Origin of the sequence: Pseudomonas sp. NPDC087639, assembly GCF_044743385.1 — a bacterium.
GTDB lineage: Bacteria > Pseudomonadota > Gammaproteobacteria > Pseudomonadales > Pseudomonadaceae > Aquipseudomonas.
Genome location: NZ_JBIUWI010000050.1, coordinates 1 through 23,556, shown reverse-complemented (window position 1 = coordinate 23,556; position 23,556 = coordinate 1). Strand labels below are relative to the sequence as shown.

Sequence of the window (23,556 nt, the reverse complement as noted above, 5' to 3'; positions counted from 1 at the left end):
GGAAGGCCACGCGCAGACCGCCACAGCCCAGCTGTTCGAAGAAGAAGGCTTCAAGATCGAGGTCGATGAGGCCAGTCAGAAGCTCTTCACCAGCATGATCGAGAAACTCGCCGGCAATAAATGGGACGGCGACCGCGACAGTTGGCCCAATGCTCTGGAAGACGCCGACTGGGCGCGCTTGACCACCGATCACAGCCAATGCACCAACCGCCATTGCCCGAACTTTGGCCAGTGCGCCTTCTACAAGGCCCGTGAAGGCATGGGCAAGGTTGACGTGATCGTCACCAACCACGACATGGTTCTGGCTGATCTGGCGTTGGGCGGCGGTGCCGTGCTGCCGGATCCGCGCGATACCCTTTACGTGTTCGACGAAGGCCATCACCTGCCGGACAAGGCGATCGGCCACTTCGCTCACTACACGCGCCTGCGTTCCACCGCCGACTGGCTGGAAACCACCGCCAAGAACCTCACCAAACTGCTGGCCCAGCATCCGCTGCCGGGCGATCTCGGCAAATTGATCGAGCAGGTGCCGGAACTGGCGCGGGAGATCAAGACCCAGCAGCAGTTCATGTTCAGCGCCTGTGAGCAGATCGCCGATTTCAAACCCGGTGAAGACGTCGAAGGTCGCGAACGGCCACGCCATCGCTTTGTCGGTGGGGTGATTCCCGAGCACATGCGCGAAATGGGCATCGAGCTGAAAAAAGGCTTCTCCCGTCTCAACGATCTGTTCACCCGCCTGACCGACCTGCTCAAGGAAGGCATGGATGGCGAGGTCAACATCGGCATCGCCAGCAATCAGGCCGAAGAGTGGTATCCGCTGTTCGGCAGCCTGTTGTCCCGTGCGTCGGGCAACTGGGAACTGTGGACGGCGTTCACCGCCGAAGACCCGGAAGACAGCCCGCCGATGGCCCGCTGGCTGACCCTGGCGGAGAGCGGTTCGCTGTTCGACATCGAGGTCAACGCCAGCCCGATCCTCGCGGCTGAAACTTTGCGCCGCAGCCTGTGGAACGTGGCGTACGGTTGTCTGGTGACTTCGGCAACCCTGACCGCGCTCGGCACTTTCGACCGTTTCCGCATGCGCGCCGGCCTGCCGAAAAAAGCCGTCACCGCTGTGGTGCCGAGCCCGTTCCACCATGCCGACGCTGGCGTGTTGCGGGTGCCGGATCTGAAGGCCGATCCACGCGACGCCGCCGCTCACACGGCCGCGATCATTCGCGAGTTGCCGGATCTGGTGGAAGGCTCGCGCGGCACGCTGGTGTTGTTCTCTTCGCGCAAGCAGATGCAGGACGTATTCGACGGCCTCGACCGCGACTGGCGCAAGCAAGTGTTCATTCAAGGCAACCTGTCGAAACAGGAAACCCTGAACAAACACAAGGCTCGTGTCGATGGCGGCGATTCCAGCGTGCTGTTCGGTCTGGCCAGTTTCGCCGAAGGCGTGGACTTGCCCGGCGCGTACTGCGAGCACGTAGTGATCGCCAAGATCCCGTTCTCGGTGCCGGACGATCCGGTTGAGGCGGCGCTCTCGGAGTGGATCGAAGCCCGGGGCGGCAATCCGTTCATGGAAATCTCCGTGCCCGATGCCTCGCTGAAACTGGTTCAGGCCTGCGGTCGTCTGCTGCGCACTGAAGAAGATCGCGGCACCATCACCTTGCTCGACCGGCGTCTGGTCACCCAGCGCTATGGCAAGGCGATCCTCAATGCGTTGCCTCCTTTCCGTCGTGAAATTTCCTGAGACATAGGTGGGCAGTTTTGCCCACTTTGTTGTCTATCTCTCTGCCATCGCTTTTCCATTGGCCATTGTTGGTCGTTAGGGAGAACTCCGTTCTTATGATCCGCCGTTCGTTGCCTGCCGTGTTTGCCTTGATCTTCGCTGCCCCGTTGCTGGCGGCGCCTGCTGCCCCGCAAACACTGTTCAACTTTGTCCGTCCCGCCGACGTGGTGAAAATCGCCACTGAAAACGCCGACCTGCCGCAAGCCAACGCCGAGCAAACCCCGGAAGGTGAAGTGCTGCGACGCGTGACTTTCAACCCGGCGGCCCGCCCGACCTTGCGCCTGACCCCGCAAACCGGCGCCTGGGACTGGTCGCAGTCCGGCATGATGAGCCTGCGCATTCAGAGCACAATGAACTGGGCCGTGACGGTCTACGTGCAGATCCAGAGCAACAATGGCCAGACATTGACCAGCCGCGTCGACCTGCCGGCCGGCCCTGCGCAAACCTTGCTGGTGCCGTTGGTGGCGACCACGCCGCTTAGCAAGGGCATGAAAGCCGGGCCACCGATGCCAATGACCGTTGATGGCCAGCGGATTCTGCTTGCCAGCAGCACCGGTGAAATCGATCGCAGCCAAGTGGTATCGGTGAGCCTGTCGATGGAACAGCCGAAAGTTGCCCAGAGTTTGCTGCTCGAGCGCTTTGGTGTGCAGGACGGTGAGGCGGTCACGCAAGCGGTGTACGGCAATCTGGTTGACGCTTACGGGCAATCGACCCGCAGCAAATGGCCGGAAAAAATTGCCAGCGACGAACAACTCAAATCCGCCGCCGCCAAGGACCAGCAACAGCTGAAAACCTGGCTGGCCGAGCGCGAAAAGTCCTCGCTGGACAAGTTCGGCGGCTGGAGTAAAGGCCCGGCATTCAAGGCCAGCGGTTTCTTCCGCACCGAAAAACGTGATGGCCGTTGGTATCTGGTCACGCCTGAGGGGCATCCGTTCTATTCCCTGGGCGTCAACACCGTCACCCCCGACGTCAACCAGACCTACGTGGCCGGGCGCGAGTGGATGTTCGAGTCCCTGCCAAAGCCCGACGAACCGCTCGCCAGTCACTTTGGCGAGGGCGACAACCGTGGCGGCAACGGCGCCGATCAGGGCCGAGGCTACGGCAATGGGCGCTGGTATGACTTCTACGGCGCTAACCTGCAGCGGGTTTATGGCGAGCCCTGCAAACCGGATAGCGACAGCAAGGCCGGGGTCGCTGAAGCGGCCAAGGCTGGCGCAGTTGAAGAAACCGCAGTGAAAGCCGCCGAGCCTGCGGCACAGTCAAGCGAACCGAAGGCCGGTGTTGCCGAAGCGGCGAAAACCGACGCCGTGGCGACGACGGCTGAAAAAGCCGCTGATCAACCCGTCACTACTCCGTGCACCGCCACGGTCGATGAGCAGAAGTGGGCCAGCCACGCCCTTGATCGGCTGCAAGCCTGGGGCTTCAACACGGTCGGCAACTGGAGTGCTGACTCGCTGAGCGACGCGGAACGCGTGCCCTACACCTTGCCGCTGGCGATCGTCGGCGATTACGCCAGCATCAGTACCGGCAACGACTGGTGGGGCGCCATGCCTGACCCGTTCGACCCGCGTTTCGCCATGGCCACCGAGCGCGCCGTGGCCATCGCGGCCCGCGATCACCGCGACGATCCTTGGCTGATCGGTTACTTCGCCGACAACGAATTGGCCTGGGCAGGCGCGGGCAACGATCCGCAATCGCGCTACGCACTGGCTTACGGCACCTTGAAAATGACCACTGACGTGCCGGCCAAGCGCGCGTTTCTCAAGCAACTGCGCGACAAATACCGCAATCAGGCGGGGCTGTCGAAAGCCTGGGGCATTGACCTGCCGGCGTGGGAGTTGATGGAAGATCCGGGCTTCGTGCCGCCGCTGCCGAACCCGGAGCACCCGGAAATCGAGGCTGACTTCAAATACTTCCAGAAGGTCTTCGCCGATACCTACTTCAAGACCATCTCCGACTCGCTGAAATGGCACGCGCCGAATCAACTGCTGCTCGGCGGCCGTTTTGCCATCAGCACCCCGGAAGCCGTGGCCTCCTGCGCGCAGTATTGCGATGTGCTGAGCTTCAACATGTACACCCTCAAGCCGCAAGACGGCTATGACTTCGCCGCATTGAAAGCTATGGACAAACCGGTGCTGATTACCGAGTTCAACTTCGGCTCTGCTGATCGCGGCCCGTTCTGGGGCGGCGTGACGCAACTGGCCAAGGAAGAGGATCGCGGTGCGGCGTACGCCAACTTCCTCAAACAGGCGTTGAGCGAACCGTCGATTGTCGGCGTGCACTGGTTTCAGTATCTGGACCAACCGGTGACCGGGCGTCTACTGGATGGCGAGAACGGCCACTTCGGTTTGGTCGGGGTGACGGATCTGCCGTATCAGGGCTTTGTCGAGACGGTACGCAAGAGCAATTTGCAGGCGGTTGATCAACTTGGCAAACAGGCGGAGAAAGCCGCAGCGGTCCATGAAACCGAAGGCGGCAGGAAAGGTGAGGCCGGCAAAGGCCCGGGGCAGGGCGCTGGCCATGCCGGTGGGCATTCGGGCAATGGTCATTAAGGCGTGATGCGCTAAAGATCGCAGGCTTCGGCAGCTCCTGCATGGGACGCGCTTCTCTGTAGGAGCCGCCGCAGGCTGCGATCTTTTGATCTTGCTTTTGATCTGACCGCCCAGCCCACAGCTGTTCCCAAAACCCTCAAGGGCTGGAACAATGCGGGCCACTTTGTAGAGCGTTTTCGCGGGGGAGTTGCGGGTGCAGATTCAGGGACATTACGAGCTTCAATTCGAAGCGGTGCGCGAGGCATTCGCCGCACTGTTCGACGATCCCCAGGAACGCGGCGCAGCTTTGTGCATCAAGGTCGGTGGAGAAACCGTCCTCGACCTCTGGTCCGGCACCGCCGACAAGGACGGCGCCGAGGCCTGGCACAGCGATACAATCGCCAACCTGTTCTCCTGCACCAAAACCTTTACCGCCGTCACGGCTCTGCAATTGGTCGCCGAAGGCAAGTTGCACCTGGATGTTCCCGTTGCCCGCTACTGGCCGGAGTTCGCCGCCGCTGGCAAAGAGTCCGTTACCCTGCGCCAATTGCTCTGCCATCAGGCCGGCCTGCCGGCTTTGCGCGAGCTACTGGCCCCCGAAGCCCTCTATGAATGGCAAACCATGGTCGACGCCCTCGCGGCCGAAGCACCCTGGTGGGCGCCGGGCACCGGTCACGGCTATGCTGCGATCACTTACGGTTGGTTGATCGGCGAACTGCTCCGTCGTGCCGATGGTCGCGGGCCGGGGGAATCGATCGTTGCCCGTGTCGCCAAACCATTGGGTCTGGATTTTCACGTCGGTCTCGCCGATGAAGAATTCCATCGTGTGGCGCACATCGCCCGCGGCAAGGGCAATGCCGGCGACGCCGCCGCTCAGCGTCTGCTGCAAGTGACGATGCGCGAGCCGACCGCCATGACCACCCGCGCCTTCACCAATCCACCGTCGGTGCTGACCAGCACGAACAAACCGGAATGGCGGCGCATGCAGCAGCCGGCGGCCAATGGCCACGGCAATGCAAGGAGTCTGGCCGGGTTCTACGCCGGTTTGCTCGACGGCAGCCTGCTCGAAAGCGACATGCTTGAAGAACTGACCCGCGAACACAGTATCGGCGAGGACAAGACCCTGCTGACTCGCACCCGTTTCGGTCTGGGCTGCATGCTTGATCAACCCGACGTACCGAATGCCACCTACGGCCTCGGCCCGCGTGCGTTCGGGCATCCGGGCGCGGGCGGCTCGATTGGTTTTGCTGACCCTGAGCATGATGTCGCGTTTGGTTTTGTGACAAATACCCTTGGGCCGTACGTCTTGATGGATCCGCGCGCGCAAAAGCTCGCGCGGGTGCTTGCCACTTGTCTGTAAAGCGTCATCAGAGGTTCCAGGGCCGGAACCTCGAAAGGTTTTTCGATTCAAAGCGACAGTTTATCCGGGCGAAAGTGCTCTGATTTTTCATTACTTCATTTTGTGGATTTTCAATGTCATCTAAAAAGACACTCGCCCTGGCCCTGTGTGTTGCGATCACCGGTTGTGCACAGACTCCTAAAAATGATGCGGACGGCGGCAGTTGGTGGCCGTTTGGTTCTTCCGACAAAGTGGCGGCCAAAGAGCCGGCACAGGCCCCAGCACCGTTGAAACCTGCTGCTACTGCGCCGGTTGCCAAAACTGAAAGCAGCAACCCATGGTATTGGCCGTTCGGCTCCGACGATTCGACCGCCAAGGCAGATGCCAAGCCTGAAGTGAAGCCTGAAGCCAAACCGGTCGCCGTGGCCAAAGCCGAGGCTGACAAGGGCGGCAAGTGGTGGTGGCCGTTTGGCGGCAAGGATCAGGACACCGCCAAAGTGGTGCCGATGCCGGATCCGAAAGTCACTCAGGCTTGGCTTGACGACTACGAGCCGCGCCTGCGTACTGCCATTCAGGACAGCAATCTGCAACTCGAGCGCCGCGACAATGTGCTAGTCGTCACCGCGCCGGTCGAAGGCTCATTCAACCCGGATCGTCCGGCGATGCTGCTGCCAGTCACGCTTGGCCCGTTTACCCGCGTGGCGAAAATCCTCGAAGCCGACCCGAAAACCGCCGTTCTGGTACTCGGTCACAGCGACTCCAGCGGCGCTGCGCCGGCCAACATCAAATTGAGTCAGGAACGTGCTCAAGCCATTGCGGCGATCTTCCGTCTCAGCGGCTTGCAGCGTGATCGCCTGATGCTGCGCGGCATGGGTTCTGAAGCGCCACGTGCCGCCAACGATAGCGTTGAAGGTCGTGCCCTCAACCGTCGCGTTGAAATGCTGGTGACTCCGCAGAACACCATGGTTGCGCTGCTGAGCAAATACAACATGCCAGCGCCGAAACCAGTGACCCTGGTTGCTGCGCAGGACGCCAAGCCAGTGGCCAAACCGGTAACCCCGGCGCCAGCCGCGAAAAAAGCTGCTGTACCGGCCACCAAGAAAGCCCCGGCGAAGAAAGCCGCCGCCAAGGCTCCAGCCAAGAAGGCACCGGCGAAGGCTCCAGCGAAGAAAACCGCTCCAGCCAAAGCCGCCGCGACCGACAAGAAAGTCGCCGCGACCGATGCCACCAAGAAGTGATCCGCTAACGAAAAGGAATGCGCCATGACCCAGGCTCTGGCAGATATGCGTCGTGATTACACCCGGGACGGTTTGACCGAGGCACAAGCCCCGGCCGAGCCGTTTGCGCTGTTCCACCAATGGTTCGCCGACGCGGTGAAAACCGAGCAGGCGCCGGTGGAAGCCAACGCCTTGACCCTGGCCACGGTCGATGCGGACGGGCGTCCGCATTGCCGCATTCTGCTGCTCAAGGGCCTGGACGAGCAGGGTTTCACCTTCTTCACCAATTACGACAGCGCCAAGGGCCAGCATCTGGCGGCCAATCCGTTTGCCGCCATGACCTTCTTCTGGCCGACCCTGGAGCGCCAGGTGCGCATCGAAGGGCGGGTGGTGAAGGTCACACCGCAAGAGTCCGATGCGTATTACCAGGTGCGTCCACTGGGCAGCCGCCTCGGTGCCTGGGCATCACCGCAGAGCCGGGTGATCAACGGGCGCGGGGAACTGGAGGATTTGCTCAAGGCGACCGAGCAACGCTTCAGCGATACTCAGCCAGATTGTCCGGAACACTGGGGCGGTTACCGATTGCTGCCCGAGCGCATCGAATTCTGGCAGGGCCGTCCGAGCCGCCTGCACGATCGCCTCAACTACCGTTTGCAGGGCGCCGACTGGATTCTTGAACGTCTGGCACCTTAAGCAGTCTACCGAGCGGGATACCCTGCCGCAGCGGCCTCAAGCCACTTCGGCAGGTCCCGACGCTTGATCTTCTGCGCATGTGCATGGGCCAATTGTTCAAGCATAAAAGCGCGTTTGCCTTCATCCTTGCCGGCCAGCGACAGTGCCAGGTCGCGATCAACCCAGCGTTTGATCCGTACGTACAGCCACCCATGGAAGTACAGACCGGCGACGGTGGTGACGACAATGATGAAGTAATCCATGAAAATCCTTGGGTCGGCGGCGCAAGAAATGGAATTTGGCGCTAATGTTGGGTGAGTTCGCAGGGCGCCTGTACCGGGCCTGAATGAAAGCAATTTTATCCGAGCTGCGCCGTGACAGGCGTCAAGCTGCGGAGTTTAATGAATACCTGTCCTTTGGAGTTGATGCTATGCGTAAGTCTGTTCTGCTGGTTGCTTCCTTTTCCACGATGGCGATGTTGCTTACCGGCTGCCAATCGAGCCTGACCGGTGACTCCTACTCCCGTGACGAAGCGCGTCGCGTGCAGACGATTCGCATGGGTACCATCGAATCCCTGCGTCCGGTGAAAATCGAAGGCACCAAGACCCCGATCGGCGGCGCAGCAGGCGCAGTGGTCGGCGGTGTCGGCGGCAGCGCCATCGGTGGCGGTAAAGGCAGCATCGTCGCTGCTGTGATCGGTGCGGTGGCGGGTGGTCTGATCGGCTCGGCGACCGAAGAAGGCCTGACGCGTACCCAAGGTGTGGAAATCACCGTGCGCGAAGACGACGGCAGCATGCGCGCCTATGTGCAGCAGGTTCAGGAGAATGAAGTGTTCCGCGTTGGTGAGCGTGTGCGGATTTCGACCGTTGGCGGGACCAGCCGCGTTTCGCACTAAGCGGGAACGAGCGGCAAAAGAAAACCCCGATCAGGTGACTGGTCGGGGTTTTTATATATTTACTGGGTGCTCACGTTACACGTCAGCTGGAAAAAGCACTGAGGGTCATGAATTTTTTTGGCGAGTACTTTCTCCAACGCTTCAAGCTGATGCACTTCAAGATCGTATCCTTCCCACCCCCACTGTTCTTCCGTCCAACCCATGATGAGTTTTATTTTTTCATCATGTCCGCACGGAAGTTTTTCCTCGAATACGAGAAGGTCAGTCGTTTTGTCGAAGGCCTCAATGATGTAGATCATGTGCAGTACTACCAGTTGTCGCTGTACTCAAAAGCAATTTGATAGTCGTATATGTCCATGGCGATAGGGTGCTGAAAAAAAGGCTGAATAATGTCGACCCAGTGTCCTAGGACATTGAATCCACCATTGTTGATATTGTTTTCCACTGGGATCCCCAATGCATTTAGTACGGACTCATCGTCGCCTAAATCCCTGGACAATTCCTCGCCTTGGCCAATAGCGGTTCTCTTGTCGTACCACTCCAAAACTATTTTCAGTCCCATCACTACCTCACAAGTATTTTTTTCGGATGCTTCTTTCAGGCTTGGGATCTTCTCGGCGTTCCCCTGTCGCGGGGTCAAACGCTCCCAAATGGGCTCCATCACTTGCACGATATTCTTCCAGTTCACCGTGCATTGAGTCCCATTCGTAAATTCTTTTGCCCTTGGCATCTGTCCATCTTTTTCGAAGTCCACCACCACCTTGTACCGGATTCATTTTTTTGGCGATCTTCAGACCGGGGAACGCGGTGATCTCTTCTGTTTTCGGAGGTTTATGATAGCTATGTCCCGCGGCCGCTAAACCTTTACGCGCCTCGTTGATTACGATGTAGAGCGGTTTAACACCCGACCCCACCGGAAACACCAGAATGAAGTCCCTGTACTCCGGCGGATAAACCGGATTCACCAGAATCCCCTCTGCCGCTTTCGTCGGTGGATACACCCAGATATGCGGCGATTGCGGAGCTGCCTCCAACGCGGGGATGCCGAGAATGTCAGAGCCATCCACGGCGGGTGTCCAGATCAGTTCGACGCCTTCACCCAAGTCAGCAATGAACTGGCTGCCGCGCGCAGTGAATTGCACGACATCAACCATTTCCCAATCACGATTCTTACCGGTGTAGAAACCGTAACCCTTGAGGCTGCCGTCGGCCTGTTGCTCGACCCGCAGTCGAACGCGGGTACGGGCCTGTTTCAGGGCGAGCAGTTGATCGTCGGTGTAGAGGGCGCTGTCGCCAAGGCTCGAGGGCATGAACAGCGCGACCAACCCAACCAACGTGGCAGCAGCAGTGCTGGCGGCAACGGCAGGCAACGCTTCGAATGCAGATCCGGCCAGAGCAAAATTGCCGAGTCCTGTCGGGATGGCCGTCGCGCTGATTTTCTTCAGCGCGACGGCACCGTCGGCATCGGCTTCGCGGGCACCGAGCAGGATCAGGTCGCCGTAGTCTTTCAAACTGTCGGTCGGCACCATCCCCGAAGGATTGGAGTAATCAATGATCGCGTCCGGCAACTTGCAGGACTTGGCAAACACGCATCCGGCGCGCACAGGATCAGGCTTTTTGGCTGCAACCTTACGATTGCGCTCGAAAGCCTCCTGTCGCGCCAGCATGGCGTCGTAAGCGTTTTGTCTGGCTTCGCGCTCGGCCAGTTCTGTGGCCGTCATGTAGCGGTAGGTGACGTGATGCCCGTCGCCCGCCGGTGGGTTGGAAACCCTGGGAATGTCCTTGCTGCCAGCCACTGATCGTCCTTTCGTTCATCCATCGACAGCCCCTCGGAAGGGGCTGCACGACGTTAACGAAGCAGGAATTTTGTGGCTGTAGGACGCGTCTCTAAAGACGAGGGATTGTTCGCTTTGTTGCGGGAGAATGGCTTGAAGGTAAATTTGTAGTGAGGGGATAAATCCCCTCGCCACAAGTGTTCTATGCGGTAGGCAAAGTGTTGTTTCGACGACTCGCCGCCGCCGTCACCGCATAACCGATCAACGCCGCCAGAATCGACCCCGTCAGAATACCCATCCGGTCCATGCCCGCGTATTCACTTGCACCCGGAACAAAGGCCAGAGAGCCGACAAACAGGCTCATGGTGAACCCGATGCCGCAGAGAATCGCCACGCCCAGTACCTGACCCCAGTTGGCGCCTTGGGGCAGGGCGGCGATACCGATCTTCACGGCCAGCCATGTCAGGCCGAATACGCCGACGGTCTTGCCCAGCAACAGGCCAACGGCGATGCCCATCGGTACGTGGTGGGTGAAGCTTTCGACGGTGACGCCGCTCAGCGACAGGCCAGCGTTGGCGAAGGCGAACAGCGGCAGAATGCCGTAGGCGACCCATGGATGAAGCGCGTGTTCCAGCGTCAGCAACGGCGAAGGCTCGGCGTTTTTCGTCCGTAGCGGGATGCAGAAGGCCAGGGTCACACCGGCCAGCGTTGCATGGACGCCGCTCTTCAGTACGCAAACCCACAGGATCAAGCCGATGATCATGTATGGCCCGAGCTTGACCACGCCGAGCCGGTTCATCGCCACCAGCGCCGCAATGCAAGCGGCCGCGAGGCCCAGCGACAGGGTCGAGAGTTCGCCGGAGTAGAAAATCGCGATGATCACGATGGCACCGAGGTCATCGATGATCGCCAGGGTCATCAGGAACAGCTTCAGCGACACAGGCACACGCTTGCCGAGCAGGGCCAGTACGCCGAGGGCAAAGGCGATGTCGGTGGCGGTAGGGATTGCCCAGCCGCTCAGGGCGGCCGGATTGTCGCGATTGAGGAACCAGTAGATCAGCGCCGGCACCAGCATGCCGCCGACAGCGGCCGCACCCGGCAGGACGATCTGCGACGGCTTCGACAACTGGCCGTCGAGCACTTCGCGCTTGACCTCCAGGCCGATCAACAGGAAGAACAAAGCCATCAGGCCGTCATTGATCCACAGCAAAAGGGGTTTGGCGATTTTCAACGCGCCGATCTGCGCTACCACCGGGGTGTCGAGCAAACCGGTGTACAGCCACGACAATGGCGAGTTGTTGATAATCAAAGCGAGGATGGCCGCGGCGATCAATAACAGACCGCTGGCAGCTTCCAACTGAAAGAAACGCGTGAAAGTGCTACGCAGAGGCAAGGTCGCTCTCCATCGATGAGTCAAAAAGGTGGGACACCCTAACCCGTACGGTTAGTTGTTAAAACAAAAGTTATATTCTTTTTTGTTATATGTCGTTACAACGCCTTTACCCCGAACCACGCTGAGCCTAGCAGTTGCCGGACATATTGAGACTCAGCTGTATCTGTGCGCGATGTAGGTTTTTTCCTAAGCTGACGGATGATCCTTTTCAGGAGGCCAATCTCCTGCCCGATTCAACGAGAACCATGACCATGAGCGACAACCGACAGTGGGCCCGCGAAGCCATCCGTATCATCGAAGCGGATTTTCAGCGCAGCGCCGACACCCATCTGATCCCCTTGCCGCTGCCAGGTTTTGCGGGCATCGAGTTGTACTTCAAGGACGAGTCGAGTCATCCGACCGGCAGTCTTAAACATCGGCTGGCCCGTTCGCTGTTTCTCTATGCGCTGTGTAACGGCTGGCTCAAGCCCGGCGCGCCGGTAATCGAGGCGTCCAGCGGTTCGACGGCGATTTCCGAAGCGTATTTCGCGCGGATGCTGGGGCTGCCGTTCATTGCGGTGATGCCGGCGACCACGTCGAAAGAGAAGATTGCCCAGATTGCCTTCTACGGTGGCCAGAGCCATCTGGTAAAAGATCCGACGCAGATTTATGCCGAATCCGAGCGTCTGGCTCGAGAGCATGGCGGTCATTTCATCGACCAGTTCACCTATGCCGAACGGGCGACCGACTGGCGGGCGAACAACAACATCGCCGAGTCGATCTTCCAGCAGATGCGCTACGAGAAACATCCCGAACCGAGCTGGCTGATTTCCAGCCCCGGTACCGGCGGCACCACCGCGACCCTCGGTCGTTACGTGCGCTATCGCCAGCACTGCACCCGCGTGATGTGCGCTGATGCCGAGCGTTCGGTGTTTTTCGATTACTACCAGACCGGCGACGCCAGTTTGCGTCTGGATTGCGGTTCGCGGATCGAGGGCATTGGCCGGCCAAGAGTGGAAGCGTCGTTCCTGCCGAAGGTAATCGATGCGATGGTCAAGGTGCCGGACGCTCTGTCACTGGCAGCCATGCATTACCTGGCGCAACGGCTGGGGCGGCATGTTGGCGGTTCGAGTGGCACCAACCTGATTGGCGCATTGATGGCGGCGCAGCAAATGAAAGCGGCGGGGGAGTCGGGGTCGATCGTGGCGATTCTGTGCGATGGCGGCGAGCGTTATGCCGACACCTATTACGATCAGGACTGGCTCAAGGCGCAGGGCTATGAGTTGAGCGGATTGATTGAGGCTGTGGCGGCGAGTGCCGAGCGGGGAGAGGCGCTGCCGACTTCGGTGTTGCGCGCCAATATCTGACACACCGAAATCAAATGTGGGAGTGAGCCTGCTCGCGATGGCGTAATAACATTCAACAGCAATGTTGACTGGATTACCGCAATCGCGAGCAGGCTCACTCCTACAGGGTTTTGTGTCAGTCGGTAATACCCAGGATGTCGCGCGCTACAGCCTCGGCAATCCGAATCCCGTCCACACCCGCCGACAGAATCCCGCCCGCATAACCCGCGCCTTCACCGGCCGGGAACAGACCCTTCACGTTCATGCTCTGCAGCGACTCATTACGAGTAATGCGTAGCGGCGAAGACGTGCGCGTTTCGATCCCGGTCAAAACCGCATCGTGCAGCGAGTAGCCGCGAATCTGCTTCTCGAACGCCGGCAGCGCTTCACGAATCGCCTCAATCGCGAAGTCTGGCAATGCCAGGGCCAGATCGCCCAGCGCCACGCCCGGTTTGTAGGACGGCTCGACTTCACCCAGTTCGGTCGAAGGAATGTTGTTGATGAAGTCGCCAACCAGTTGCGCCGGGGCCTTGTAGTCGCTGCCGCCGAGGATAAAGGCATGGGATTCCAGACGCTCCTGCAACTCGATCCCGGCCAGCGGGCCGCCCGGATAATCTACTTCCGGGGTGATGCCGACGACGATGCCGGAGTTGGCATTGCGCTCGTTACGCGAGTACTGGCTCATGCCATTGGTGACCACACGGTTCGGCTCGGACGTCGCGGCGACAACTGTGCCGCCCGGGCACATGCAGAAGCTGTAGACCGAACGGCCGTTCTTGGCGTGATGCACCAGTTTGTAGTCGGCGGCTCCCAACTTGGGGTGGCCGGCGTATTTGCCCAGACGCGCACGGTCGATCAGCGACTGCGGGTGTTCGATGCGGAAACCCACCGAGAACGGCTTGGCTTCCATGAACACGCCACGGCTGTGGAGCATGCGGAAGGTGTCGCGTGCGCTATGGCCGAGGGCCAGAACCACGTGTTTCGAATGCAGAGTCTCGCCGCTGGCCAGTTGGACCCCGACCAGTTGGCCGTCTTCGATCAGCACATCACTGACGCGCTCCTGGAAGCGCACTTCGCCGCCCAAATCTCGGATCTGTTCGCGCATGTTTTCAACCATGCCGGTCAGACGGAACGTACCGATGTGCGGCTTGCTGACGTAGAGGATTTCTTCCGGTGCGCCGGCCTTGACGAACTCGTGCAGGACTTTGCGGCCAAGGAACTTCGGATCCTTGATCTGGCTGTACAGTTTGCCGTCGGAGAACGTGCCCGCACCGCCTTCGCCGAACTGCACGTTGGACTCGGGGTTGAGCACGCTTTTACGCCACAGGCCCCAGGTGTCCTTGGTGCGCTGACGCACTTCGGTGCCGCGTTCGAGGACGATCGGCTTGAAGCCCATCTGTGCCAGCAACAGGCCGGCAAAGATCCCGCACGGGCCGAATCCGACGACGATAGGTCGCTGGCTCAGGTCGCTTGGTGCTTCGCCTACGAATTTGTAGCTGACATCCGGCGCCACGTTGACGTTACGGTCGTCGGCGAACTTGCCCAGCACTTTGGCCTCGTCGCGTACGGTGAGGTCGATGGTGTAGATGAAGCACAGTTCGGAGGACTTTTTGCGCGCATCGTAGCTGCGCTTGAACAAGGTGAAATCGAGCAAGTCATCGCTGGCGATGCCCAGACGTTGCACGATGGCAACGCGCAGGTCTTCTTCGGGATGGTCGATTGGCAGCTTGAGTTCAGTGATTCGTAACATGGCGAGGATCCGGGTTCGCGGGGCGCACAACTGCGCCAGGGCGTTTGAAGGCCGCGATTATAAGCCGCAACCGCCGGATCCGGTGAGGGTAAAACGATCAGTCGTTACGCGAACCGCCGAAATACCCGCAGCCACGCTGCACCTGACCGTCGATGCGCAGTTCGGCGCTCATGTGCTGCACGCTGCCGGTGCTGCTGTCGACGCAACGTTGCGGCGCGACCCACAATTCGATGCGCTGGTTGTTGGCTTCGCTGCTGAGATTGAAGCGACCGTCGCCCAATTGCTCTTCAACGTAAGGGACGGCGAGCGGGGGCTGGCCGTCGCGGTCGATGACCATGCCTTTGCCGCTGACCTTGACGTTCCACTCAGGGCCATGGCCGGCGGCGCGCAGAATCAGTAGCTTGAAATTCGGATCATCACACGCGGTGCCCGAACGTTCGACGCGATAGAGCTGGGCAAGATCGAGGCGGTCACCGGCGATCTTGCCGCGTACGTCGGCGAACAACTTGCCCTGGTCATCGGCCAGGGTCGCGGCCTCTTGCAAGACGCTGGTGCCGCCAATGTCGTTGACCACGTATTGGCGTTGATCCTGACACGGCTGGAACACCAGTTTGCCGTCGGCAGCGGTCAGTTGCCCCTGCATCCGCGTCTGCCCCACGTGCGAGGCACTTTCTCGCGGGCCATCGAACAACTGGCAGGCGGCAAACAACGGCAGCAGGGCAACAAGGACTAACGAACGGGCAACACGCATCTTCGGCTCTCCAGACAAGTGCCGCCACGTTACGCAGGCTGACCGTTCATCACAAGGGTTTAGCCGACGTGAAAAGTCTGACCGGTTTGCAGGCCTTCGACACTTTTGGCGTAGGCCAATGCCACATCCGCCGCAGGAACCGGCTTGTAGCCACGGAAATACGGGGCGTAGCTGCCCATGGCTTCCAGCAAAACGGTCGGGCTGATCGAGTTCACGCGCAAACCGCGAGGCAGTTCGATGGCGGCCGCGCGAACAAAACTGTCGAGGGCGCCGTTGACCATTGCAGCCGAGGCGCCGCTGCGGATCGGATCATGGCTGAGCACGCCGGTAGTGAAGGTGAACGAAGCACCGTCGTTGGCAAACTCGCGACCGATCAGCAACAGGTTGACCTGGCCCATCAGCTTGTCTTTCAAGCCTAGAGCGAAGCTGTCTTCGTTCATTTCATCCAACGGTGCGAAGGTCACGTTGCCAGCGGCGCAGACCAGTGCGTCGAACTTGCCGGTTTGTTCGAACAGTTTTCGGATCGACCCGCTGTCGCTGATATCCACCTGCAAATCGCCGCTGTTGCGGCCGATACGAATAACTTCGTGGCGTTGCGACAGTTCTTTGTCCACGGCCGAACCGATGGTGCCGCCCGCGCCTATCAACAGAATTTTCATTGTGCTGTGCCTCAAGTGATTGAACGAGGTTTCAGTCTAGAGTGGTTTTTTCTGTGGATAAGCGCGCTAATGGGCAACCTTTGGTTTTCAAATGGAAACAATCCATGAGCGAGATGGATGATCTGGCCGCGTTTGCGGTGTTGATCGAGGCCGGCAGTTTCACGTTGGCGGCGCAGCAACTCGGGTGCAGCAAGGGCCAGTTGTCCAAGCGGATCAGCCAACTCGAAACGCGCTTTTCCGTGGTGCTGCTGCAACGCACGACCCGGCGTTTGAGCCTGACCGCTGCCGGTGCGGCGTTGTTGCCACAAGCCCAGGCCCTTGTAGTCCAAGTCGAGAGAGCGCGTCAGGCATTGGCGCGATTGAAGGACGACATGGCCGGGCCGGTGCGTATGACGGTTCCGGTGTCCCTGGGAGAAACCTTCTTCGATGGTCTGCTGCTGGAGTTTTCGCAAAAGTATCCCGAGGTGCAGATCGAACTGGAGCTGAATAACAGCTATCGCGATCTGTCCCGGGACGGCTTTGATCTGGCGATCCGCAGCGAGGTGGCCAACGACGAGCGGCTGGTGGCCAAGCCGCTGCTGGCCTGGCAGGAAATGACCTGCGCCAGCCCGGCCTATCTCGAGCGCTTCGGCGAGCCGCTGACGCCGCAGGCGTTGACCGAGCACCGTTGTTTGCTCAACAGCCACTACAGCGGTCGCGAGGAATGGCTGTATCACCAGCAGCACGAATTGTTGCGGGTACGCGTCTCGGGGCCGTTCGCCAGCAACCATTACAACCTGCTCAAGAAAGCGGCGCTGACCGGTGCCGGCATCGCTCGATTGCCTTCGTACCTGCTGCAAGCGGAATTGGCTGACGGGCGCTTGCGCTGGCTCCTGCGCGATTACCAGACCCGGCGTATGCCGATGTATCTGGTGCATCCGTATCAGGGTGGATTACCGAAACGCACTCAGGTATTGGCGGACTATCTGATGGGTTGGTTCAAACGCAGCGGCGAGGCGCTGGATCGGCTTTAGCGGTAGCGCTTGGCGATCAGATGATCGATCGACAATTTCCCCGGTCCGGTCGTCATCAGATACAGCAGCACCGCTGCCCAAGTGCCGTGTGTCGGGTAGGCATCCGGATACACAAACAACTGAATGGTCAGGGTCATCCCCAGCAACGCCAGCGCCGAAAATCGTGTTGCGAAGCCAACCAGAATCAGAATCGGGAAAAAGTGCTCGGCGAACGCGGCCATGTACGCGGCGATTTCCGGCGACAGCAGCGGCACGTGGTATTCGCTGGTGAACAACGGAATCGTCGAATCGGCCAGGCGTGGCCAGCCCAACTCAAAGTTGCCGTCGAACAGGTCGATGGCCAGGCCTTCAACCTTGGTCTGTCCGGACTTCCAGAACACCGCGGCAATCGAAAAGCGCGCGATAAAGGCAATCAGGCTGTGGGGGATTTTCTCCAGCAGCGAGATGGCGCGGGTGATCAGCGTATTCATGGCAATTCCTTGAAGTTCAGATGGGTGATGACGTTATGAGCGATCAGCAAGGCCAGGGTCTGGCTGAGATCGAACGGCGGGCTGTTTTCTGCGGCTGCCAATAGCGGCTGGCCATCGAGCAAATGGCGGATGAAAACGCCGGCGCCGTGATCAAGGGCAAACACCTCGACATCGAGGCCATTGCGCAACACCAATGCCTGCTGTCCACGATTGAGTTCGATGCCTTCCAGCGTCGCCTCTCGCTGGTGTGCGGCCCAGATCGCAACCACGGCATAGTCTGAATCGAGCAGGTACAGGGACGGATGAAGTTCGAAGCCAAGTTCGCTCAGGGCTTGCGGGTCACTCAGCGCAGCGGCGATCTGTTCCGGCGGGATCGGGTTTGCGTCGGCGGCGTGATAAGCGAGGGTGCGTAACTGCTCAAGGCGTGCCACGTCGGCCAGGTACGGCACGCTTGAGGCCGGTTCAAACGCAGCGATGAAGTCCGCAAACCCTTCGCCGTAAAGGCTCATCAACGGACTTTGTGGTGGCTGACTTTGTACGAACACAGCCGCCATGGCTCGGAAGAATTCCTCGCCAACCAACTGCGCAACCACCGGATAACTGTCGCCCAGTGCGTTGATCAGCGAACTCTGCACGTTGTTGCGATACACCGCGAAACGGCTGGCGGGATCGGCACCGTTGGCGCTGTAAAGGCCTTCGGGGCAGGGCAACTGCACATTGAGCAACGCTGCCGTGAACGCGGCTTGAGAGCTCATGATCGATCCCGCGCGCACTTCAACAGCACTTCGGCCTGCTGCGCCTCGGCCATTAAGACGTCGAATGCCGGCACCTGATTGTCACGCTCGATCAACGTCGCCACCGGGCCGATGCGCTCCAGCACTTGCCGGTACAAATGCCAGACTGCTTGATCAATCGGCGCGCCGTGATCGTCGATCAGCAAACGGTCGCCGAGGCTGTCGCAATCTTCGGCAAAACCGGCCAGATGAATCTCACCGACGGCGTGCAATGGCAAGGCATCGAGATAGGCCAATGGATCGCGCAGATGATTGATGCACGACACGTAGACGTTATTGACGTCCAGCAACAAACCGCAGCCGCTGCGGCGAATGACTTCGGCAATGAAGTCAGCCTCGTCGAGGGTCGAACGTTCAAAGGCCAGATAGGTCGCCGGATTTTCCAGGAGCATTGGCCGCTTGAGGGCGTTCTGCACCTGATCGATATGTTCGCAGACGCGGTTCAGCGTCGGTGCGTCATAGGCCAGTGGCAGCAGGTCATTGAGGAACACCGGGCCGTGGCTGGACCAGGCCAGGTGTTCGGAAAAGGAGTGGGGTTGATAACGCTCGATCAGATCCTTCAGGCGTTGCAGGTGTTGAACGTCCAGCGGCCCTTCAGCCCCGATGGACAATCCGACGCCGTGCAGCGACAGCGGATACTGCTCGCGAATCAATCCCAGAAAATGATGAAACGGGCCGCCGGCCACCATGTAGTTTTCGGCGTGGACTTCGAAGAAGCCGATGTCCGGTAATGAGCCGAGCACTTCACGCAAGTGCCCGGTCTTGAGCCCCAACCCGGCACGGGGCGGGAGCCCTGAACGGGCTGCCTGAGTGCAGGAGTGGGCATGGTCGTTAGGTGTGAACATGATTGTCACTCAGGCAGCCGACTGATCAGGACTTGGCTTTGAACGCTTCCATTTGACCGAAGCCGGTCGGCGAGGTTTTGCTTTCGGTGGTGGCGCAGGTGCCTTTCGGAACGAGTTTCCAGGCGTTGGCCTGATAGTCCATTTTTGCGGTGCCGGCACAGGTGGTGCCTGCGCCTGCAGCGCAATCGTTCTTGCCTTTCATGGCCACACCGAAGCATTTTTCCATGTTGGCGTCGGCAGCGTGAACGGTGGAAACGGCTGCGATGCTCAGGGCAGAACCAAGGGCCAGAACCAGGGCGGTAGCGGACAGGGTGCGGGTGGTAGCAGTCATGATGTTTCTCCGATTTTAGCTTGGGTTTTACAAGCGATTTGCGCTTGCTTGTCCCTCTAGAGAAACGGCATGGCGATGCGTTACAGCGCCAGTGAGAAAAAATTACAGCGAATGGAATAACTGCGTCGTTCTGATCGTGAATGGTTCTAGAGACCTGTAATTTCTGACAGTAGGAAAAGCTTAAGTGGATCGGTAGATTCCGAACGTGGCAGGTGAATGACAGGAGCAACATCATGACCAGGGCTGAACAGGCAATCGACTATGCGACAGTGAATCTAAAAACCAGATAGGCGCCTGTGACACAAAAAACGGCCCGAAAGCCGTTTTTTGATAACCACAATCGCTCACCCCCAGATGCCGGTTTCTGCCAGTTTTTTCCAGGCCGTCACCCGTGCTCTATAGTCATTTCAACGGCCACCCTCACAGGCCGATTTACCAGGACGGTATCTTATGTCGAAGGATTGCTCAGCTTCTGCTGTGCTATTGCGCAGAACTTTATCTTTGGCTCTCGCCGGCACGCTGCCCTTGCTGTTCGGGACGGTATGCGCCCAGCCGCAACCGGAACCTCTGGACACGCTCAAGCGCATCAACCACAACTACAACACTCTCAAGGATTCCTGCCAGGAACCCGATACCGGTGCCGCGCGCGGGCTTTATTACTGCAGCGGCGTGACCTTGCGAATGGTCAATGACGGGCCGTTCAATCCTTGGGATTACAGCCCTTACGCGATCAAGATCGGCGCGACGTCTTACTCGTGGATTCGCAAGGATCTGAGCACCCGGATCCTGATCCATCCGGCCGGGTTTGTTTTGCGAAACCCAACCGATGCTGCCGCCCTGAATTTGCCGGTCAAGGAGCAGGGCTTCACCTGCATCTACGCCTTCGATGGTGGTACTGGACCAGAACGCAAGTGGTATGGCTGCGGCTTTTTCGACAGTCGTGAACCGCCACGTACGGCCCAAGGGGGGATGGACAATCGCAATGCCGCGCTGGCTTACGGCACCTGTGCGGAAGCCGGGGTGAGCACTGCTGAGCAATGGACGCAGAAATATACCGGGCTGATGAAAGGGCCGATCCAGTACGGGCAGTGTTCCTGGAATGCGGAGAAACCCAGTGACTGGAACGCTATGATCCGGGTTCATGAATCCCGACCAAACACCACCAATAAGGACCCGTTTGCCTTCAGTGCTCAGGTCAACGAGTTCATGTTGAAGAATGCCACCGCGACCAACGATGGCAGCGAGAACATGAAGTACATCGATGCCTTCATCTACAACGTCAATAGTACGCAGAACTTCGCCACCCGCGGCGATCAGGCGCCGCCGAAACCGGAAAACGGCCTGAACAGTGCGCGCAACTTTCAGAAGAAACTCCAGGCTCAGGGCTACAGCGTGCCGATCCTGCGACTGGATTTCACCCAGCCGGCGGAGCAGCGCTTCAGCTACGTCGCCGCCGATCAGGCGATCGACCTGACAGCGGCGGGTGGTGTTCAGCCACCAGTGGTTGCGCCGACATCGAACTACATTGCCAGCGCGACCTGGGTCGAGCGTTACGATCCGGGCAGCAAGAAAAACGAATGGTCGCTCAACGTCACGCCGACCGCCCAGGGCAAGGCGATACAGGCCAGTGATCAGAATGCCTTGTATCAGGAGCTGTTCGCGCTGCATGGCGCTGACAGCCAGTGGCACGACCACGAAAAATCAGCGGGCAGCATGCGTCAGCAACTGGCGTGTCTGGTGCAGAACTATCCAGCCAAGACCGAGTGGAATCTGGAACCGTTTCGACCTACCGTCAGTCCGCAGGAAGCGGCCAGGGCCGGTTGCAATCCAGTGCCGGTTCAGGCCCCGCAATACATCGCCTCGGCCGACTGGGTCAAACGTTACGACCCCGGCACCCGCAAGGATGAGTGGAGCCTGAGCATTGTGCCCACGGCGGTGGGGCGGGCCTTGCCCAACGAACAGATCGGCGCTTTGTACGACCAGTTGTTCGCCCTCAAGGGCGCGGACAGCAACTGGCGAGACAACGAAAATTCCGCCGGCAGCATGCGCCAGCAATTGAACTGTGTCCTGAACAACTATCGCAACAAGACGCCATGGAATCTCGAGCCTTTCCGGCCGGCGTTATCGGACAACGAAATGCGGGCCACGGGTTGCAACCCGGTCCCGCGTTGACGGTGTGTATTGGCTAATCAAGGAGATGCGAGCCATGAAGAAAAGTCTGTGCAGGGTCGTTCCATTACTTATGCTGCCACTGCTGGTGCAAGCCACAGGTGCGTACGCCGAGTCATGCGACGAGACGCTGAAAAAGGTTGAATCGTTGTACAACAAAACCGTCGAAAGCTGCGGTCAGGATCCCGCTTCGGACTGTTCGGGACTGTTGGTTCGAGGAACGCACCGCGCCGATCCGGCCAAGGGGCAGAAATGGGATGTCTGGAATCCCAGTCCGAAAGCCGTCGAGCTGGGTACGTTTGCCGCTTCATACATGCGTGCAGACGGCATCAGTTATGAAGACCCTGGCATGAGCACGCAGAATGGCTATCTCATTACACCAAGGGATCTGGTGCGCGATCCGGAAACGCCGGTGCATGTCTATTGCGCGTTTCCCAACGATGCCTGGACCGACTTTCGAGATGATCGCGGCTGTGGGGACAGCAAAAACACCGCCCCGAAAGAGGCCGTTTGCCAGTCCATGGCGCCGCCTGTTTCGAACCCGAATGCCTGGGTCGCGCACTTCATCCAATTCAACAACAACCGCCAGCAGGATCAGTTGCAGTGTGGTTTCAATATGCGTAACCCCATGAGCAGCAAGGAGCGCGTCGACGCCTTCCGCAATTTTATGGGCGCACGCAAAGTCATCAACAGTCGCGAGTTCCAAACCCAGACAGAACTGCGTTTGGGTAACCCGAAAACCGATGAACTGCCAGTTCTGGCGTTTTTCTACAGCGATCAGCGGGGCTTGAACGATGCCTTGGCCAACCAGCGCGATTACAAAGCCAGGACCGGGAAGGATCGCAACATCATCAAGATCGATTTCCCGAGAACCCCGGTCGCCAAGGCCAGCTTCTCGTGCATCCAGACCGCCGCTCCACCGGCGCAACAGTTCTGTACCAGCTACTTCGAATCAACCACCTGGGAACAACGGTCAGATCCGAAACTGGGGCCGGATACCTGGTCGCTCTCCGTCGTGCCGACCGCATGTGGCCGGGCGATCAAGGATGATCAGACCGATCGTATGTTTGCCGAGTTGTACAACAAGCACAAAGACGATCCGCAATGGCGCCAGTACAGCATCAACGGTGGGTCTTTGCGCCGGCAAATGGTTTGTCATCTCGCGGCCGTCTACGACGGCAAGCCTGTGAGGAACAAACCCGAATGGAACCTTGAACCGGCCCGGCCTTACGTCGATCAGGCCACGGCGGTAGCGCAGCACTGCAATCCGTTCTAATCCCCCACTGTAGAAGTGAGCCTGCTCGCGATGGCGTCGTGTCAGACACCATGATGTTGAATGACATACCACCATCGCTAACAGGCTCACTCCTATAAGGGATTTGAAGGATACGAAGATTGTGGCAGGCACAAAAAAACGGCCCGAAGGCCGTTTTTTATTTACCGAAATCGCTCAGCCACCGAGGTACGCCTCGCGCACTTTCGGGTCGGTCAGCAGCGCTTCACCGGTGCCTTGCATCACCACGCGGCCGTTCTCCAGAACGTACGCACGGTCGGCGATTTTCAGCGCCTGGTTGGCGTTTTGCTCGACCAGGAACACGGTCACACCGTCCTTGCGCAGTTGTTCGATGATGTCGAAGATCTGCTGGATGATGATCGGTGCCAGGCCCAGCGACGGCTCGTCGAGCAGCAGCAGTTTCGGCTTGCTCATCAGCGCGCGGCCGATGGCAAGCATCTGCTGTTCGCCGCCGGACATGGTGCCGCCGCGCTGACTGAAGCGTTCTTGCAGGCGTGGGACAAGTCCGAGAACCTTGTCCATCTGTTCCTGATAGTCGCGCTTGTCGGTGGCGAAGCCGCCC

Annotated in this window: 23 protein-coding genes; 10 read left to right on the top strand and 13 right to left on the bottom strand. The window is 59.4% G+C overall.

Annotation, left to right across the window (positions count from 1 at the left end; all coding sequences use genetic code 11):
* The 5 genes from dinG to pdxH form a co-directional block, all read left to right on the top strand.
* The coding region (dinG, locus tag ACIOVB_RS19720; RefSeq protein ID WP_401270555.1) for an ATP-dependent DNA helicase DinG at window positions 1-1,732 on the top strand (1,732 nt) is incomplete at its 5' end.
* A gap of 95 nt (window positions 1,733-1,827) precedes the next feature.
* Window positions 1,828-4,323: a beta-galactosidase gene (locus ACIOVB_RS19715; RefSeq protein WP_401270552.1), complete on the top strand. Its 2,496-nt coding sequence runs from the start codon at window positions 1,828-1,830 to the stop codon at window positions 4,321-4,323.
* A gap of 193 nt (window positions 4,324-4,516) precedes the next feature.
* Window positions 4,517-5,662 carry a serine hydrolase domain-containing protein gene (locus ACIOVB_RS19710; protein WP_401270549.1) on the top strand — a complete coding sequence of 382 codons (1,146 nt, stop codon included), beginning with the start codon at window positions 4,517-4,519 and terminating at the stop codon, window positions 5,660-5,662.
* Window positions 5,663-5,775: 113 nt separating this feature from the next.
* Window positions 5,776-6,879, top strand: coding sequence for an OmpA family protein (locus tag ACIOVB_RS19705; RefSeq protein WP_187679463.1), 1,104 nt, complete (start codon window positions 5,776-5,778; stop codon window positions 6,877-6,879).
* A 24-nt stretch (window positions 6,880-6,903) separates the two neighbouring features.
* A complete protein-coding gene (pdxH, locus tag ACIOVB_RS19700; RefSeq protein ID WP_305441765.1) occupies window positions 6,904-7,551 on the top strand; it encodes a pyridoxamine 5'-phosphate oxidase in 648 nt (215 codons plus the stop codon).
* Window positions 7,552-7,556: 5 nt separating this feature from the next.
* On the opposite strand, the gene ACIOVB_RS19695 is transcribed toward pdxH, so the two are convergent.
* Window positions 7,557-7,793 carry a hypothetical protein gene (locus ACIOVB_RS19695; RefSeq protein WP_401270545.1) on the bottom strand — a complete coding sequence of 79 codons (237 nt, stop codon included), beginning with the start codon at window positions 7,791-7,793 and terminating at the stop codon, window positions 7,557-7,559.
* A 167-nt stretch (window positions 7,794-7,960) separates the two neighbouring features.
* Here ACIOVB_RS19695 and ACIOVB_RS19690 point away from each other — a divergent pair, with 167 nt between their 5' ends.
* Window positions 7,961-8,425, top strand: a complete 465-nt coding sequence (locus ACIOVB_RS19690; protein ID WP_007969461.1) for a glycine zipper 2TM domain-containing protein — start codon at window positions 7,961-7,963, stop codon at window positions 8,423-8,425.
* Between the two features lie 59 nt (window positions 8,426-8,484).
* On the opposite strand, the gene ACIOVB_RS19685 is transcribed toward ACIOVB_RS19690, so the two are convergent.
* From ACIOVB_RS19685 to nhaA, 4 genes are all read right to left on the bottom strand, one after another.
* On the bottom strand, window positions 8,485-8,724 hold the full coding sequence (locus ACIOVB_RS19685) for a hypothetical protein (RefSeq protein WP_401270543.1): 240 nt from the start codon (window positions 8,722-8,724) through the stop codon (window positions 8,485-8,487).
* A gap of 8 nt (window positions 8,725-8,732) precedes the next feature.
* Entirely contained in the window at window positions 8,733-8,987 is a 255-nt protein-coding gene (locus ACIOVB_RS19680; protein ID WP_401270540.1) for a colicin E3-like toxin immunity protein, read from the bottom strand.
* 7 nt (window positions 8,988-8,994) lie between these two features.
* Window positions 8,995-10,221: a colicin E3/pyocin S6 family cytotoxin gene (locus ACIOVB_RS19675; RefSeq protein WP_401270537.1), complete on the bottom strand. Its 1,227-nt coding sequence runs from the start codon at window positions 10,219-10,221 to the stop codon at window positions 8,995-8,997.
* A gap of 181 nt (window positions 10,222-10,402) precedes the next feature.
* Complete coding sequence (gene nhaA / locus ACIOVB_RS19670) at window positions 10,403-11,593, bottom strand: Na+/H+ antiporter NhaA (RefSeq protein ID WP_401270536.1); 1,191 nt, start codon at window positions 11,591-11,593, stop codon at window positions 10,403-10,405.
* A gap of 251 nt (window positions 11,594-11,844) precedes the next feature.
* Between nhaA and ACIOVB_RS19665 the strand changes: the two genes are divergently transcribed.
* Complete coding sequence (locus ACIOVB_RS19665; protein ID WP_401270534.1) at window positions 11,845-12,939, top strand: PLP-dependent cysteine synthase family protein; 1,095 nt, start codon at window positions 11,845-11,847, stop codon at window positions 12,937-12,939.
* A gap of 115 nt (window positions 12,940-13,054) precedes the next feature.
* Here the strand turns inward: ACIOVB_RS19665 and ACIOVB_RS19660 are convergent, their stop codons facing one another.
* The 3 genes from ACIOVB_RS19660 to ACIOVB_RS19650 all read right to left on the bottom strand — a co-directional run bounded on the left by ACIOVB_RS19660 (window position 13,055) and on the right by ACIOVB_RS19650 (window position 16,078).
* Window positions 13,055-14,668, bottom strand: a complete 1,614-nt coding sequence (locus ACIOVB_RS19660) for an NAD(P)/FAD-dependent oxidoreductase (RefSeq protein ID WP_401270532.1) — start codon at window positions 14,666-14,668, stop codon at window positions 13,055-13,057.
* A gap of 97 nt (window positions 14,669-14,765) precedes the next feature.
* Window positions 14,766-15,419: a COG3650 family protein gene (locus tag ACIOVB_RS19655; protein ID WP_401270530.1), complete on the bottom strand. Its 654-nt coding sequence runs from the start codon at window positions 15,417-15,419 to the stop codon at window positions 14,766-14,768.
* Window positions 15,420-15,478: 59 nt separating this feature from the next.
* A complete protein-coding gene (locus ACIOVB_RS19650) occupies window positions 15,479-16,078 on the bottom strand; it encodes a short chain dehydrogenase (RefSeq protein ID WP_401270528.1) in 600 nt (199 codons plus the stop codon).
* Window positions 16,079-16,182: 104 nt separating this feature from the next.
* Here ACIOVB_RS19650 and ACIOVB_RS19645 point away from each other — a divergent pair, with 104 nt between their 5' ends.
* Window positions 16,183-17,091, top strand: coding sequence for a LysR family transcriptional regulator (locus ACIOVB_RS19645; RefSeq protein WP_401270525.1), 909 nt, complete (start codon window positions 16,183-16,185; stop codon window positions 17,089-17,091).
* Here the strand turns inward: ACIOVB_RS19645 and ACIOVB_RS19640 are convergent.
* The 4 genes from ACIOVB_RS19640 to ACIOVB_RS19625 are packed head-to-tail and all read right to left on the bottom strand — an operon-like array spanning window position 17,088 to window position 19,531.
* Window positions 17,088-17,561, bottom strand: a complete 474-nt coding sequence (locus ACIOVB_RS19640; RefSeq protein WP_187679451.1) for a DoxX family protein — start codon at window positions 17,559-17,561, stop codon at window positions 17,088-17,090. The two genes, ACIOVB_RS19645 and ACIOVB_RS19640, sit on opposite strands and share 4 nt — an antisense overlap.
* Window positions 17,558-18,316, bottom strand: coding sequence for a DUF2063 domain-containing protein (locus ACIOVB_RS19635; RefSeq protein ID WP_401270524.1), 759 nt, complete (start codon window positions 18,314-18,316; stop codon window positions 17,558-17,560). Before ACIOVB_RS19635 ends, ACIOVB_RS19640 begins: the two co-directional genes overlap by 4 nt.
* Complete coding sequence (locus ACIOVB_RS19630) at window positions 18,313-19,200, bottom strand: DUF692 domain-containing protein (RefSeq protein ID WP_401270522.1); 888 nt, start codon at window positions 19,198-19,200, stop codon at window positions 18,313-18,315. Before ACIOVB_RS19630 ends, ACIOVB_RS19635 begins: the two co-directional genes overlap by 4 nt.
* Before the next feature lie 25 nt (window positions 19,201-19,225).
* Complete coding sequence (locus ACIOVB_RS19625) at window positions 19,226-19,531, bottom strand: DUF2282 domain-containing protein (RefSeq protein ID WP_187679448.1); 306 nt, start codon at window positions 19,529-19,531, stop codon at window positions 19,226-19,228.
* A 450-nt stretch (window positions 19,532-19,981) separates the two neighbouring features.
* Here ACIOVB_RS19625 and ACIOVB_RS19620 point away from each other — a divergent pair, with 450 nt between their 5' ends.
* Both ACIOVB_RS19620 and ACIOVB_RS19615 read left to right on the top strand, forming a co-directional pair.
* On the top strand, window positions 19,982-21,703 hold the full coding sequence (locus tag ACIOVB_RS19620; RefSeq protein WP_401270519.1) for a DUF2599 domain-containing protein: 1,722 nt from the start codon (window positions 19,982-19,984) through the stop codon (window positions 21,701-21,703).
* A 34-nt stretch (window positions 21,704-21,737) separates the two neighbouring features.
* Window positions 21,738-22,976 carry a DUF2599 domain-containing protein gene (locus ACIOVB_RS19615; RefSeq protein ID WP_401270518.1) on the top strand — a complete coding sequence of 413 codons (1,239 nt, stop codon included), beginning with the start codon at window positions 21,738-21,740 and terminating at the stop codon, window positions 22,974-22,976.
* A 174-nt stretch (window positions 22,977-23,150) separates the two neighbouring features.
* On the opposite strand, the gene ACIOVB_RS19610 is transcribed toward ACIOVB_RS19615, so the two are convergent.
* A partial coding sequence (locus tag ACIOVB_RS19610; RefSeq protein WP_401270516.1) for an ABC transporter ATP-binding protein occupies window positions 23,151-23,556 on the bottom strand: 406 nt, incomplete at its 5' end.